The 13,601-nt window shown below is 36.4% G+C and carries 14 protein-coding genes; 7 read left to right on the top strand and 7 right to left on the bottom strand.

The window, feature by feature from the left end; translation table 11 throughout:
• The 6 genes from MW688_RS16650 to MW688_RS16625 all read left to right on the top strand — a co-directional run.
• Positions 1–384: hypothetical protein (locus MW688_RS16650; RefSeq protein WP_486737136.1), on the top strand; the 384-nt coding region annotated here is incomplete at its 5' end.
• Between the two features lie 38 nt (positions 385–422).
• Positions 423–1,271, top strand: a complete 849-nt coding sequence (locus tag MW688_RS16645) for a GNAT family N-acetyltransferase (protein WP_486737135.1) — start codon at positions 423–425, stop codon at positions 1,269–1,271.
• Positions 1,272–1,304: 33 nt separating this feature from the next.
• Entirely contained in the window at positions 1,305–1,571 is a 267-nt protein-coding gene (locus tag MW688_RS16640) for a hypothetical protein (protein ID WP_486737134.1), read from the top strand.
• Between the two features lie 22 nt (positions 1,572–1,593).
• Positions 1,594–2,088, top strand: coding sequence for an ADP-ribosylglycohydrolase family protein (locus MW688_RS16635; protein ID WP_486737133.1), 495 nt, complete (start codon positions 1,594–1,596; stop codon positions 2,086–2,088).
• 71 nt (positions 2,089–2,159) lie between these two features.
• Positions 2,160–2,624, top strand: a complete 465-nt coding sequence (locus MW688_RS16630; protein ID WP_486737132.1) for a macro domain-containing protein — start codon at positions 2,160–2,162, stop codon at positions 2,622–2,624.
• A gap of 169 nt (positions 2,625–2,793) precedes the next feature.
• Positions 2,794–3,096 carry a Mo-dependent nitrogenase C-terminal domain-containing protein gene (locus tag MW688_RS16625; protein WP_486737131.1) on the top strand — a complete coding sequence of 101 codons (303 nt, stop codon included), beginning with the start codon at positions 2,794–2,796 and terminating at the stop codon, positions 3,094–3,096.
• 22 nt (positions 3,097–3,118) lie between these two features.
• Here MW688_RS16625 and MW688_RS16620 read toward each other — a convergent pair whose 3' ends face one another.
• Positions 3,119–4,339, bottom strand: a complete 1,221-nt coding sequence (locus MW688_RS16620; protein WP_486737130.1) for a type 2 periplasmic-binding domain-containing protein — start codon at positions 4,337–4,339, stop codon at positions 3,119–3,121.
• A gap of 19 nt (positions 4,340–4,358) precedes the next feature.
• Positions 4,359–5,942 (bottom strand): vWA domain-containing protein, encoded by a 1,584-nt coding sequence (locus MW688_RS16615; RefSeq protein ID WP_486737129.1) that lies wholly within the window; start codon positions 5,940–5,942, stop codon positions 4,359–4,361.
• A 580-nt stretch (positions 5,943–6,522) separates the two neighbouring features.
• On the opposite strand from MW688_RS16615, the gene MW688_RS16610 reads away from it, so the two are divergent.
• Positions 6,523–6,990: an Hsp20/alpha crystallin family protein gene (locus MW688_RS16610; protein WP_486737128.1), complete on the top strand. Its 468-nt coding sequence runs from the start codon at positions 6,523–6,525 to the stop codon at positions 6,988–6,990.
• 108 nt (positions 6,991–7,098) lie between these two features.
• Here the strand turns inward: MW688_RS16610 and MW688_RS16605 are convergent, their stop codons facing one another.
• The 5 genes from MW688_RS16605 to MW688_RS16585 all read right to left on the bottom strand — a co-directional run bounded on the left by MW688_RS16605 (position 7,099) and on the right by MW688_RS16585 (position 13,574).
• Positions 7,099–7,995, bottom strand: a complete 897-nt coding sequence (locus MW688_RS16605) for a carbohydrate ABC transporter permease (RefSeq protein ID WP_486737127.1) — start codon at positions 7,993–7,995, stop codon at positions 7,099–7,101.
• Complete coding sequence (locus MW688_RS16600) at positions 7,988–8,878, bottom strand: carbohydrate ABC transporter permease (RefSeq protein ID WP_486737126.1); 891 nt, start codon at positions 8,876–8,878, stop codon at positions 7,988–7,990. Before MW688_RS16600 ends, MW688_RS16605 begins: the two co-directional genes overlap by 8 nt.
• A 23-nt stretch (positions 8,879–8,901) precedes the next feature.
• Entirely contained in the window at positions 8,902–10,185 is a 1,284-nt protein-coding gene (locus MW688_RS16595; RefSeq protein ID WP_486737125.1) for an ABC transporter substrate-binding protein, read from the bottom strand.
• Positions 10,186–10,257: 72 nt separating this feature from the next.
• Positions 10,258–12,972, bottom strand: a complete 2,715-nt coding sequence (locus MW688_RS16590; protein WP_486737124.1) for a glycosyl hydrolase — start codon at positions 12,970–12,972, stop codon at positions 10,258–10,260.
• 299 nt (positions 12,973–13,271) lie between these two features.
• Positions 13,272–13,574: a hypothetical protein gene (locus MW688_RS16585; RefSeq protein ID WP_486737123.1), complete on the bottom strand. Its 303-nt coding sequence runs from the start codon at positions 13,572–13,574 to the stop codon at positions 13,272–13,274.
• Positions 13,575–13,601 lie beyond the last annotated feature (27 nt).

Here is a 13,601-nt window from a genome sequence, read left to right as displayed (position 1 = left end):
GTAAAAGCTTACACAGATTTAGAATCTCACTTAGCAGGCAAAGATGAATTAATCACCAAAACTGAAGCTAAGGTAAAAGATTTAGAATCTCACTTAGCAGGCAAAGATGAATTAATCAGCCAAACTGAAGCTAAGGTAAAAGAATTAGAATCTCACTTAGCCAGGAAAGATGAATTAATCACCAAGGCTGAGACTAAAGCTTCTAATCTCCAAACTGAAATCCAAGGCTTAAAAGCAGAATTAGCGAAGGAAAAAACCTCACAAATAACCATAAAACAAGAAATAGAACAACAAAAACAAACCATAGCAGAATTAAGGACATTAGCCACTATTGGGGAGTCTCAACTCAGAAAACGCTATAAGTATACGGAAACAAGAAAATAATTGAACAATGTGTGTAGTAGGACTTTTGAATCAAAAACATGAATTCAGATAACTATATAATCCGAGTAATGAATCGAGATGAAGTCAATCTGGCTATAGAATTAGCTAGTTTAGAAGGCTGGAATCCCGGTTTGTATGATGCTGATTCTTTTTATCAGGCTGATTCTCAAGGATTTTTAATAGGAGTTCTAAATGAAGAACCAATCGCTACTATTTCGGCAATAAGATATGGAAAAACATTCGGGTTTTTGGGTTTTTATATTGTTAAAAACCCCTATCGAAACAAGGGTTACGGAATTAAAATTTGGAATGCAGCTATTAAGCATTTATCAGGAAGAAATATTGGATTAGATGGTGTAGTAAGTCAACAAAATAATTATCAAAAATCAGGATTTAAGCTTGCCTATCGTAATATTCGTTACCAAGGAATAAGTAAAGAATTAGTCAAAAAACATGAAGTTGTTGATTTATCAAAAGTGCCTTTTGAAGTAATTAATAATTATGACCAAGAATTTTTTCCTGATGATAGAAGGGATTTTCTCAAGTCATGGATAAATCAAACTGGAGTCAAAGCATTAGGAATAGTTAAAGAAGGAGAAATATTAGGTTATGGAGTAATTAGAACTTGTCAAGCTGGGTATAAGATAGGGCCTTTGTTTGCTGAAAGTTTAGAATTAGCAGAATCTATTTTTATTGCTTTACAGTCTCAGATAAAACCAGGAGAATTATTTTATTTAGATATTCCTGAAATCAATCAAGATGCTATTATCTTAGTTAAAAAGTATAAGATGAAATTAGTTTTTGAAACAGCGAGAATGTATAAAGGGGTTATTCCTGATTTACCTGTTGAAAGAATTTTTGGAGTTACTAGTTTTGAACTAGGCTAGTTAAAATAAAATTATAGTTATTGGAGAATAAGTATGTTAGGTGCGATCGCCGGAGATATAATCGGTTCTGTTTGGGAAGCAAATCCTATTAAAACCAAAGATTTCCCTCTCTTTACTAATTTCTCTTCTTTTACTGATGATACGGTCTTAACTATTGCCATTGCTGAAAGTATACTGGAAAATAAAGATTACAGTGAACAACTAAAGCTTTATTATCGCCGTTATCCTGCCGCAGGATACGGTGGTAACTTTAGGAAGTGGGCATATTCTAACCGCACAGAACCGGTGTTAACCCTATAATAGTTGGGGAAATGGTTCAGCTATGCGAGTTAGTCCTGTAGGTTTTGCTTTCAATGATTTAGAGTTAGTACTAAGAGAAGCTAAACGGAGTGCAGAAGTTACCCATAACATAAAAGGTGCCCAAGCTACAGCCTCAGCTATATTTTTAGCTCGTACAGGTAATAGTAAAGAATCTATTAAAGCTTATATAGAGAATAACTTCAACTATAATTTAAGCGAAAATCTAGACACAATTAGACCTGTTTATAAATTTGATGTCTCTTGTCAAGGTTCTGTTCCCCAAGCAATTATCGTTTTTTTAGAATCCCAAGATTTTGAAGATGCTATTCGCAACGCGGTTTCCCTCGGAGGAGATACTGATACTCAAGCTTGTATAACTGGGGGAATTGCTGAAGCCTTTTATGGTGAAGTACCAGAATTTATTCGCGAAACAGCCCTAAATTATCTAGATGAACCTTTGCAAGCAATTGTCCAGAATTTTCAAGAGGTAGACAAGTTACTACCTCGGCAAAGCTAAGATATTATTTACTGGTTGGATCTAAATATAATATATGTAATGTTTGATATATATTATTTGAGGGTGAAAAGATGAAACCTGAAATTATCACAGGGGATTTATTAGCACAAAATGTTGAAGTAATTGTCAACCCATGGAACAGAAATATTATTCCTTGGTGGCTATTACTTCCTCAAGGAGTTTCTGGGGCAATCAAGAAAAAAGGGGGAATAAAACCTTTTCAAGAATTAGGTAAATTAGGCCCAATCCCATTAGGAGAAGCTAGGATTACATCATCAGGTTCGTTACCATATCAATCTATAATACACGTAGCTGGAATCAATATGTTATGGTTTGCTACTGAGTATTCAGTTAGCCAATCAGTTATCAATGCCATGAATTTAATCAATCATCACAACTATGCTAGTGCTGCTTTTCCCCTAATTGGCTCTGGTAGTGGAAATCGTGGTAAGATGTGGTCTCTTAACATTATGCTGAATGCTTTTGAGGCGATTTCAAGTAACGCTCAAGTTTATATAGTTAACTATTACTCTTAATAGCTCTATATACACACATCAATGAAAATAGTAATCCATTTTCTTCTTTTCCGCAAATCTTAGTTAAGATAAGCTTATCTTTAATAAATAAAACTTATATATAAAAACTATTGTCATCTTAAAAGCTTATGGTTAAACTAGAGGTATAGAAATAAATGGAGTAGTAACTATGTTTGATGTTCATTTTAATCAAAATTTCTGTAACCCTAGACAAAGAGATTACTTATATCCCCTGCGTCAAAAGCTTAATCAACTAGAAATTCGCAGTGAGTCAGTGGCCCATCTACTTTGTCGCTTGATTCCAATGCAGTGTCCTTTTGAACGTGATATTTATTTACTAGGGCGTAAAATTGCTCATATTCCTCCTCTATGTAAACTAAATCCTCTCTATGAAGAAGTAGTTGCCCTGAGATTTCGAGCTTTGTGTTATTTAGCAGATGAATGTGGGCAAGATGTCACCTGCTATTGCTAAGGATAGAGCGATCGCCTATACTTTAACTATTGTTTAGTAATTCTGTCACCGCATTAAAAGCACCTGCACTAGGGTGAGGAATTGACCGATTTTCACTATTAGGCACAACATTGTAATTGTACTGTTGACTGACCTTTGTAAAACTCTCAGTTAAAGGAGTATCAGTAGATAATTGATTGATAAATTCATGCCCTATGTCTCCGATTCCCACCAATTGAATAGAAGAGACAATAGTAGGATTTAACTTTACTAACACATAATCATTTTCCCAACGTTCCTTTTCTGTGAGTGCCGCAGAAAGATAAGTCATACCAAAGGGAGTAAAACCCCGACCAACAAGTTCTTCGACAATTTCACCGGAGGAACCGGTACGGTAATATGACTGATAGGAAGTTATAGTTCTTTCTGCTACTTGTGGGTTTAAGGGAATATCGATACCAGGAGTACCAGTAATTTCTAAATCCCAATAATATACAAACAACATAAAAGTTAATTGTCCACCGCCACTTTTAGTAGGATTAGAACTAAGTATATTGATAGGGTCAGAATATTCAGGTAAACCTAAACTCTGCCAAGATACAGTAGATATATTCAGTTTACTAGCAAGCCACTCGGTATCAATCTCATATTGAAAATATTGACTATCCAACTTTTTAATATGATTAGGGTTAGTTGCTGCGAGTTTTTCCATAGCATCCTGTTTAGCAATAATCACAAAGGGGTCGTAGAAAGTATCAATCACCCTTGGCTTTTTGCCTGCCGCTTCTAAGGCATCTAATAAATCTTGACTTTGGGATTTATCCCCAGTCCAGAACAACTGATACAAGTTCAAATCAAGTTTATTTTCTTTAACTAGAGTAGCTTGCTTAAGAGAACCTGCTCTATGAGTTTCTTGAAGTTTTACCGGAATCTTATCAAGTACTTGGTTTTGAAAATCCTGTGACTCAACCAGATGAATCCGTTCACTACCCACTACAATACCGATACTAGGCGGCCCAGAAAAAGCCTGCCATCCTACAACTACAGCTAAAGCCATAGCAGCCGCTAAAAATATAAAACCATAGATAGGGAAAAAAAACTGAAGTCTTGAGCCGATATTTCCCATTAAAATCGTTACTGCTAAGGCTAACAGTATGGCAACCATTGCCGTTAAGATGAGGTTGAGATTTAGTAAAACTCCTAATAAAAAGACTACAACTAGGGTTAAAAATCCCAACGTTTTGGGGTTAGAAAAAAAGTTCATTTATCTACCTCGACAAAAACTAAAGAGCAGATGCTACACCTTTGAAAAATTCTTGTGCCGTGTCTTCTGGAGAATTAGAGTAGACAACTTTTTGAGCCGAAAGGTGTCCAGCTATTTGAGAGATACCACTCTCAGAGATGTTACCAACACCAACTAAAATAACTTGATTCCCATTAGCGACAAATTCTTGGAATCTCTGTAAAAGATTATTAGATGGACCATCTCCGGGAGCTCCATCAGAAAATATTACTAGAGTATTTCCTTGCGCCTTTGGTAAATTATTTAGAGCATTATTCAATGCTGAATATAAATTAGTACCACCTCCTGTTCCTAGTCGGCTAACTTGATTGGCTAGTTCTTCTCTAGAATTACCATTAAGTTGACTTGAACCAGTGTTAAAGGGGATAATCACAAAAGAATCCTCTTGTTTATAGACACCATTTGTTTGAGCGCTATCAGGGTCCACAAGAGCTATCACCCCATTTTTTAATCCTTTAATTCCTTCTCCACCCATAGACCCAGAAGTATCTAATACCAGAATCCAATTAGTAGCATCACGTACATCAGAATTATAAGCATTAATTCCTTCGCGGATTTTTTCTCCAGTAAAGGGGGGTAGGGTGTTTTTATCGTTGGCTTTTTTAGCACTGTTATAATTATTGGCTAACTGAGAATTAGCTAAACTGTTAAAAATATTTTCGATAGTTTCTTTTTGGGGATGTGCTTGGTTAACAAAAGCCGTAGGTAAGCTACCCAGTGGTGTTGCTAAGGGAATTGTCTGTATTTGTGGACGACTGGGGTAATCAATTATCTTCCCATGATATTCAAAGGAGTTGTTAAACAGAGTGTTGTAACCAACCACAATTTTAGGGAATCCATCATTAGTGCCTTTCCACCAGTTATCATCTTGTTGATAAGCATTAGCCATTAACCATGATGAGCTTTCCGAAGAAAGTTTTCTGTTAGAATATACAGCTTTGAGACGTTCTACAGTTTCCTCTTCAAATTCAATAGTAGGTTTTCCTGCTTCTTTACTAATTTCTTGAGCTAAAGCAGTATAAACTTTGTTACCACTATTAGAATAGGGAGGAGTCGAACTAGCTAAATAGACTTTCCCTGTTTCTAGTGCCTTGAGAACTTCTCCTAGGGAAACTTCTCTATTATCCCAACCAAGATTTGCTATGACATCTTTGTGCAAAGCGAACTCTACAAACATTGAGTAGAGTTGAACTTTGGAGTTAGATGGCGTATTGTTAGGACAACTAGCTTCTACCACATTGGAGTCTGCCCCTAACATGGCATCAATTTGACCATCACAAAATGCTGTACCTAAAACAAAACTTCCACCTTTGTGTATGTGATAGTTTTGGATTTTATTCTTTTGCAAAAGATTTTCTAGCTCATCAATAAAACCTGAGTTTTCACTAGTAACACCAATATTAATACCAGAATTTCGGCGACTGATTAATTGAGCTTGATTTCCTTCCACTGAACTTACTGGTGTAGTCACAGGAGGGTTTTGATTAGTATTAGAAACTCCACAAGATACCGTTAAAGTTAAAGTTAAGAGGAATACTAAGCAAGTCGAAATTGGTTTTTGCAAGAGCTTTCTTGCTCTAGAAATTCTATTCCTTAACATCTTATTAAAAGAATTGATTTAGTTCTTCTTATATTATAATGTGGTTTTTTGTATTTTGTGGTATTTATTAAAGACTTTGTAAATAAAGTGTTACATAAACAGTTTTTTTCTGCCCCCCTGCTCTTTATACTAGATATGAGTTTTGAAGTAAGAAGTCTTGAAGTCTTGAAGTAAGAAGTAATGAGTTTTGAAGTTTTGAAGTGAGGAAGTAATGAGTTAAAGAATTAATGCGATCGCGCTTAAAAATTGGATGACCGCGTATGGGCGGTCATCTATGGCCCCGGATTTTAAATCCGGGGCCATAGATGACCTTTGCTACGATCTTAGACTAAAGAGAAATGAACTTTTTCTGAGATTAATTTAGTACTTATGTACTGGTGGAAGATGTGAGCTCAGTAAGGATTTAAAAATGTGCAACGGGAGAATGTGTAGTTTTCCACCTGGTTTATCTGGTTTTTCCCACTTATCAACTACTAGTCATAGTTGAGATAATCAAATTATTAGGAAAATTAATTAACTAAAACAAAAAAAGGAGATAACAATTATGGCAATCGTACGCTGGAATCCCTATACAGATTTAGAAATTTTACGCAATCAATTTGACCGTATGTTCCAAGATTTAACCGATGGAAAAAACCCTGTATCTAATAACTGGCAACCCGCTCTAGAATTAGAAGATGGAGGAGATAAATTAATACTGAAAGTCCAATTACCTGGATGGGAAGCTAAAGACTTAGATATTAGTGTTACTCGCGATACAGTTTCTCTGAAAGGACAGTATACAAAAGAACACAAACTAGACCATATCTACTACTCAGAATTTTATCGTAGTAATTTCCAAAGAGCGATTAAACTACCAGTACCAGTGCGTAACAACGAAGTTCAAGCTCAATTCAAAGATGGTATGTTAGTCCTCAATCTACCTAAAGTAGAAGAAGTGATTAACCGAGTAGTTAAAGTTAATCTCGGTGAAACTAACGGAACTAACCAAGAATTAGAAAAAGTTAGCTAAATCGCTAACCTTTTACAACTTCATTAATCCTTAATAGTATATAGTATACCGCACCCTAAGTCAAATTGACCTCTTAGGGTGCAGTAATTTTTATTTTGAGTGATTAACTTAACCTTTAACGGCACCTGCGGTTAAACCTTGGATAATGCGACGCTGGAAAATTAACACTAAAATAACTAAAGGAAAAGTACCCACCACCGTTGCCGCGGCGATGGTGCCATAAGGTATTTCAAATACAGTGGAACCTCCTAATTGTGCCGTAGCCACTGGTATGGTTTTGAGAGAGTCTTCTGTGATAAAAGTTAAGGCAAAAATATACTCATTCCAAGCAAAGATAAAGGTAAGAATTCCCGTAGTTACTAAGGCAGGAATCGTTAAAGGCAGCACAATTTTTAACAGCATGGAAACTGTTTTATAGCCGTCGATTTTGGCTGCATCTTCTAAATCCTTAGGTAATTGCATAAAGAAACTACGCATTACCAAAATGGTTAAAGGCAAGTTAATAGCTGTATAGGGCACAATTAAAGCTAAATAGTTATTAGCTAAACCAAAAAACTGAATGATTTCTAATAAGCCAAGAAAAAGCAAGATATAGGGAAAGAGAGTAACTATTAACACAAAGGCAAGAATAACCTGTTCTCCAGGAAGTTTTAACCGGGTTAGGGAGTAAGCCGCAGGCGCTCCCAATGTTAAACAAAGTATAGTAGAGATAGTAGAGAGGAAGAAGCTATTAAATACATAGTTAAAAAAGGGACGTCTTGGTGTCTCAATACTGCATAAATTAACTTGATTAAAGATTTTTACCAACCAAGCCGGAAATAGTTCACAATAGTGGTTTAGAGTTAGTTGATCTAAACTAGGGAAGTAAATATTGGGAATAGCGGAGATAGCACTATTAGTTTTAATTGAAGTGAGAATTTGCCAGAGTATTGGTCCTAAACAAAAGCTTAAAATGAGGATTAAACTAAGACTAAACAGCAATTGATTTAATATTTTTTTATCCATTCGCGGTTTTCCTAAGTAACAAACTAGTGATACCGACAGCTAACATTAACAGTATAAAAGTTACTACTACTAAAGCAGCGCCATAGCCAAAATCTAAATAACGCATTACCGTAGCATAAATGTAGATAGATACGGTTTCTGTAGCTCCGGCTGGTCCTCCTCCTGTCATCACTTGTACTAAATCAAAGATTCCGAAGGCTTGGGCAAAGCGAAACAACAAAGCGATTAACACTTGGGGCATAACCAGAGGGAGAGTAATCTGCCAGAAACTTTGCCAAGGAGTAGCGCCGTCAATGGCATGGGCTTCGTAGAGGTCTTCTGGAATAGATTGTAACCCAGCTAAGAGAATGATACTAATAAAAGGGGTTGTCTTCCAAACATCAGCAACAATTAAAGCTAACATCGCTAAATTCGGTTCTCCTAACCAGTTTATCCCATCCTCTATTATTCCTAATCTTTGGAGAAGATCGTTAACCACACCAAATTGATCGTTAAATATCCACGCCCAAGCCAATCCCATAATCGCTGTAGGTAAAGCCCAAGGAATAATGGCGATGGTCCTTACTATACCTCGGCCTCGAAATGCCTGATTTAGCACTAAACCGATAACCATCCCCAAAACTAACTCTAATACCACACTAACTCCTGTAAATAAGCTAGTATTCCAAATAGTGGCCCAAAAACGCCCATCTCCTAACATCCGACTATAGTTACTCAACCCTGTAAACTCCGGTTGGAGTTGGGTACCTAAATTTTCGTTAAATAAACTTAGCCAAAATGCTCGTCCGATAGGGTAAACAAATACTAAACCCAGAACCAATAAAGCTGGTAATAGTAAAAACCAGCCTGTGGTTTTTTCTTTCTCTTCGATACTTTTACTCATATTTTATTTATCTCTATCACTCACTATCTATTTAACAATCTTCGAGTTTCAGCAGCAGCAGTTTCCATCGCTTCGGTGGGAGTGATTCGATTGGTTAAAGCAGCGCTGAGATAACGCTGTAAAATATCTGATGCTTGAGAATACTGGGCAATAGGTGGACGTAGGGCAGAATTTTCTACTACTGTTAATAGTTCTGCATAGTGGGGATATTTCGCTAAAATATCGGGGTCTGTAAATAAGGCTTTACGACTCGGTACATAACCTGTTGCTAGTATAAATTCTTTTTGTGACTCTTGTGAAGTGATAAACTTAATTACCTCCCAAGCCGCATCGGGATGAGAACTAGTTTGAGAAATCCCTAATCCCCAACCACCTAAACAGGATCCACTAGAATGAATAGGACTATGGACCATTGGTTTAATCGCGAATTCTCCCTGGATAGGGGAATCTGACTGGGAAGCTAGGGCATATACATAGGGCCAATTACGTAAAAATAGAGCATCACCACTTTGGAAGAGGCGCCGTGTTTCTTCTTCGGCGTAGGTGGTAACTCCTGGAGGGGAAACTCCTGAGGCGATCGCCGTTTGCAGAAATTCTACTGCTTTAATTGCTTCTGGTTTATCTAATCCTACTTCTAGAGTGTCAGGATTAATCCATTCTGCCCCAAAACCTTGTAAAATCTCCACAAACATTGCGGATAAACCTTCGTATTGTTTTCCTTGCCAGAGATAACCCCAATCTACTAATTCTTGTTTTTGTATATCTCTAGAAATTTCTATTAGTTCATTAAAGGTTTCTGGAGGTTCATAGCCTGCTTTTTTTAGTAAATCTGTGCGATAATAGAGCATTCCCCCATCAGACCTAAAGGGCATACGGTAGAGTTTCCCTTGGTAGGTACCTCCATTGATATCACCTTGGAGAAATTCCTCTTTTTCATCTTCAGTAATATACTCTGATAAATCTGTTAACCATCCAGCAGCAGCGAATTTTGGCACCCAGACTATATCCATGTAAATTAAGTCATAGGGAGACTTACCCAGTAAAAAAGAAGCTGTGTATAAATCTTCTACTTGATTACTAGCATTAGGCGCTTCAATAATGGTGAAACGAATATTATCATGTTGATTATTAAATTTTTCTACTAATGGCTGCCATTGGGTTGCTTCTAAAGCTTGCATTAAAACTTTTATTTCAACAGGCTGCTGTGTTAAAGCGGGTAGGATTAAGCCGAAAACAGCTAAAGAAATTATGATTAACCAACTGAAGGCACGAGTGGTTTGGTTTTTAAACCATTCTTGGTACTTCATGTTTTTTTTCAATTCTTTTTCTCTTTCATCTTATCCCTACTTTGTTGTATCTTCAAGTTCCTAAGCTGACAATTAAAAAAGTCGAAAGTTTTCTGCCTTAAGATTGTCAAGACCAACAAGGGTAGCTAAATGTATTGGTGGAGATGCCTCAGACCCATCTGAATCAAAAAATAGATTCCCACTTGTATCATCGAAAACAAACAGTTGATTCTCGTTACTAGCACTTGAACCTATCACCAATTGACTAGGTAGTAAATCTCCCTCCTCAAGGTCACTACCAAAACCCCTAACACTAATACCAATCAAATCATTATCGATGTCAAAATCTCTAATCATATCTTTACCTTCGTTAGGATGGTTATAAGCAAAGATATCTTGACCAGGTCCTCCTATTTTGTTGTCATTACCTCGACCACCAAAAAGTAAATCATCCCCACTACCTCCTCTAACAAAATCTCTACCAAGACCGCCGTCAAGGGAATCATTACCCTGTAAACCCAATAAGTGATTAGTTGCCGAATTACCCGTAATCTCGTTATCAAGATTGTTGCCACGACCATCTATAGTTTTATTTGTAATTAGCCTGAGGTTTTCTACTTCTAGAGACAAGGTATAAGTAATAGAACTAGTTACGGTATCTATACCACCAGTTTGGCTTTCATCTTCTTCATAAATGCGATCGCCATCATCATCGACAAAATATAGATCATCACCTTTACCACCCCGCATATAATCTGCATCTTGATTTCCCTTGAGGGTATCATTACCGAATCCACCTATGAGGGTATCGTTACCCAGATTACCTTGGAGTAAATCGTCACCAAAAGCACCATTTAGCATATCATCTCCAGAGGCACCGGCTATTGTGTCGTGGTCAGAATTACCATTCAGGGTATCATCCCCAGCATTGCCTCTAAGAGTGTCATTCCCCTCTAAACCTTCTAAAAGATTATTACCATTATTTCCGTATATTACATTGTCTTTTAAATTTCCTGTACCATTAATATCTTCTTCACCGATAAGATTCAGGATTTCCGATGTTTCCGGTAAAATTGTACTATCTGAAGATTCAATTGGTCCTTGATTATTTTCAGAATTATCTAATGGAGTTGGAATTTCTACAGCCATTATCTCATAGCGATTTTGTGCGTACTCAGTTCTGTATTGATTCAAATCAATACGTACATAGCGTGCCTCAGTTGGTGAAAATTGTGCATCAGTTACGGAATTGTATCTATCTTCAGGGAGAAAGTTATCTTCCTGGTACACTGTTTCCCAGCTATCTTGATTTTCTGGGTCATCATTAGTTACACTAATAGTAAAATTTTCAGCAGTACCCTTGAGACCCCAACGTAGTAAAACATTATTGATTAAATAGCTGTCTTCAAGATCTAGGTATAACCATTGCTGTGGATTTTCTCGTTCCGATAGCCATCTACTTGTGTAATCACTGTCTACTAAATATTCAGCAAGCTCAACATTGGAAGAAGTAACTATTTCTTTATTTGCAGCCAGGTCTTTTAATCCAGTTGTAACCCAGACAAAATTGGTAAAGTAATTCTCTCTACTTCCACCCATGAACAAGGAGTTAGATAGATGATTCTCTTTATCTATAGCTTCTACAGAGATTGTATAGGTTCCAGGGGGAGGATCTGACCAGAGAAATTCATAAGGGGATTCTGTTGTTGTACCAATTACCTCGTTGTTAGCTAAAAATCTTACTTCTACAATATCTGATAAGCCATCTTGGTCACCTACATGGGCTTTGATTAATACTGGATTATCCTCAAACCAAGTATTTTCAAAATGTTCTGGTTTATCTATACCAACTTCTGGATAAGTATTGAAATCAACTAATTTTAACTCTTCTAAAGTTATATATCTATCGCTATCATGAATCAATTGATCCCATTCTCGATTACTTCCAATCCAAGGACTAACATATAACCAGGGTGGACTTTCTCCTGTTTCCATATATTCAGGATTAGGTGCATCTAGCCTCGTTTCAGTCATAGCGATCATTTTACCAGGTCCTACTTCCCTCATCATGTTCCAGTATTCCCAGTATTCCTCTTTACCAGTTATCGGATCCACTTGTCCGTATATATCTATACCCACAATATCCACATATTCACTACCTGGATAAAATCTTTGACGATAGGCAACATCAAAAGATTTATCTTCTCCTGGATTTCCGTAAGTTCTTATACCAGCGCTATACACCCAAATTAAGTTATTTAATCCTCTTTCATTGGTAAGGTAGTCATACATTTCTCTCCAGAGTTGAGCTGTATTTTCTGGATTTTCTGAATCTGTCCACCAAAACCAGCCTCCGTCAGCTTCGTGTAGAGGTCTCCAGAGTATCGGTATCTCATTTTCTGCAAAAACTTCGAGTTTATCAGCTATTTCTGATAACTCTTGTTTCATTTGTCTATTTTCCCTTGTTCCTTCTCTGAGTAAATTGGCAACATTAACTTGATTTTCTCTTACTCTGGAGTTGGCTGCCTCTCCGTTAAAGGGCCAATGCCAATGAAACGTGGGTATAAATCCATATTTATAATAATCATTTATCCATTGTTCTGGTTCTACCCATCTGATGTTTTCCATCCATATTGCACCTCTTTTTCCTCCAACCTTATAGGAAGATGGACTATGTACATATTGATTAGTTCCCAGAATACTTTTCTCAGTGTATATGCTACTAAAGTAGTTTAGTACTTCTCGACTCGATTCGATTAAATTAGGATTCGCAGGTACTATGTTAATTTCCTCAGTTGAAAAATTCATTATATGATTTGACCTTGTTGATTTTTAGACTATAAAAAAAATATAAAACAGCACAAATCATCACTCAATTTGATTGATGATTAAGTTTCTTAATGTAAATAGTATAGCAGTACAAAAAATGCTTAAGACAGATAAACTTAAATAAATAAAAGAAGAAGGAACACCCGAACAGAGAAATGTCCCACTATTAATTTGTAAGGCTGTATCTTTTGAAGTTAGTCTACAGGAAAAGGTTTTACTATATATAGTAAATTAAGGTGTGGCGATCGCGCTTTTGGTGTTAGGAAGGCATAGCTATTCTAACTTCTCCACCAAGTTAAAAACCCAATCCTACGACTAAAATCCCATAATAAGAAAAATTTCTGCACAATATTAATAATTATGAGTAACTTTTGATAACCTTGAGATAGCTTTTTAGTAGTGTGTCGTCCTTGTTGAATAACTAGAGGTGTTACTAGTAAACCATATTCCACATATTTCTCCAATAAAGTTAAATATTGACTAAGTTTAATTAAAGTTGGTCTCAGTTGCCAAATTCGCCAAGCTAAATAAAAATTGACCGCACTGATAATTAAATTGGTGATAATAACAAAAGTTACCATCCTTGTTGTTTCAGACCCCAAAATTTT

It is taken from the genome of Johannesbaptistia floridana, assembly GCF_057440575.1.
The sequence above is the reverse complement of the archived record's forward strand: the minus strand, read 5'-3'. Positions and strand labels throughout refer to the sequence as shown.

Coding starts and splice junctions, on each gene's coding strand:
- MW688_RS16645 (WP_486737135.1), top strand. CDS start 423: ATGAATTCAGATAACTATATAATCCGAGTAATGAATCGAGATGAAGTC.
- MW688_RS16640 (WP_486737134.1), top strand. CDS start 1,305: ATGTTAGGTGCGATCGCCGGAGATATAATCGGTTCTGTTTGGGAAGCA.
- MW688_RS16635 (WP_486737133.1), top strand. CDS start 1,594: ATGCGAGTTAGTCCTGTAGGTTTTGCTTTCAATGATTTAGAGTTAGTA.
- MW688_RS16630 (WP_486737132.1), top strand. CDS start 2,160: ATGAAACCTGAAATTATCACAGGGGATTTATTAGCACAAAATGTTGAA.
- MW688_RS16625 (WP_486737131.1), top strand. CDS start 2,794: ATGTTTGATGTTCATTTTAATCAAAATTTCTGTAACCCTAGACAAAGA.
- MW688_RS16620 (WP_486737130.1), bottom strand. CDS start 4,339: ATGAACTTTTTTTCTAACCCCAAAACGTTGGGATTTTTAACCCTAGTT.
- MW688_RS16610 (WP_486737128.1), top strand. CDS start 6,523: ATGGCAATCGTACGCTGGAATCCCTATACAGATTTAGAAATTTTACGC.
- MW688_RS16605 (WP_486737127.1), bottom strand. CDS start 7,995: ATGGATAAAAAAATATTAAATCAATTGCTGTTTAGTCTTAGTTTAATC.
- MW688_RS16600 (WP_486737126.1), bottom strand. CDS start 8,878: ATGAGTAAAAGTATCGAAGAGAAAGAAAAAACCACAGGCTGGTTTTTA.
- MW688_RS16595 (WP_486737125.1), bottom strand. CDS start 10,185: ATGAAGTACCAAGAATGGTTTAAAAACCAAACCACTCGTGCCTTCAGT.
- MW688_RS16590 (WP_486737124.1), bottom strand. CDS start 12,972: ATGAATTTTTCAACTGAGGAAATTAACATAGTACCTGCGAATCCTAAT.
- MW688_RS16585 (WP_486737123.1), bottom strand. CDS start 13,574: ATGGTAACTTTTGTTATTATCACCAATTTAATTATCAGTGCGGTCAAT.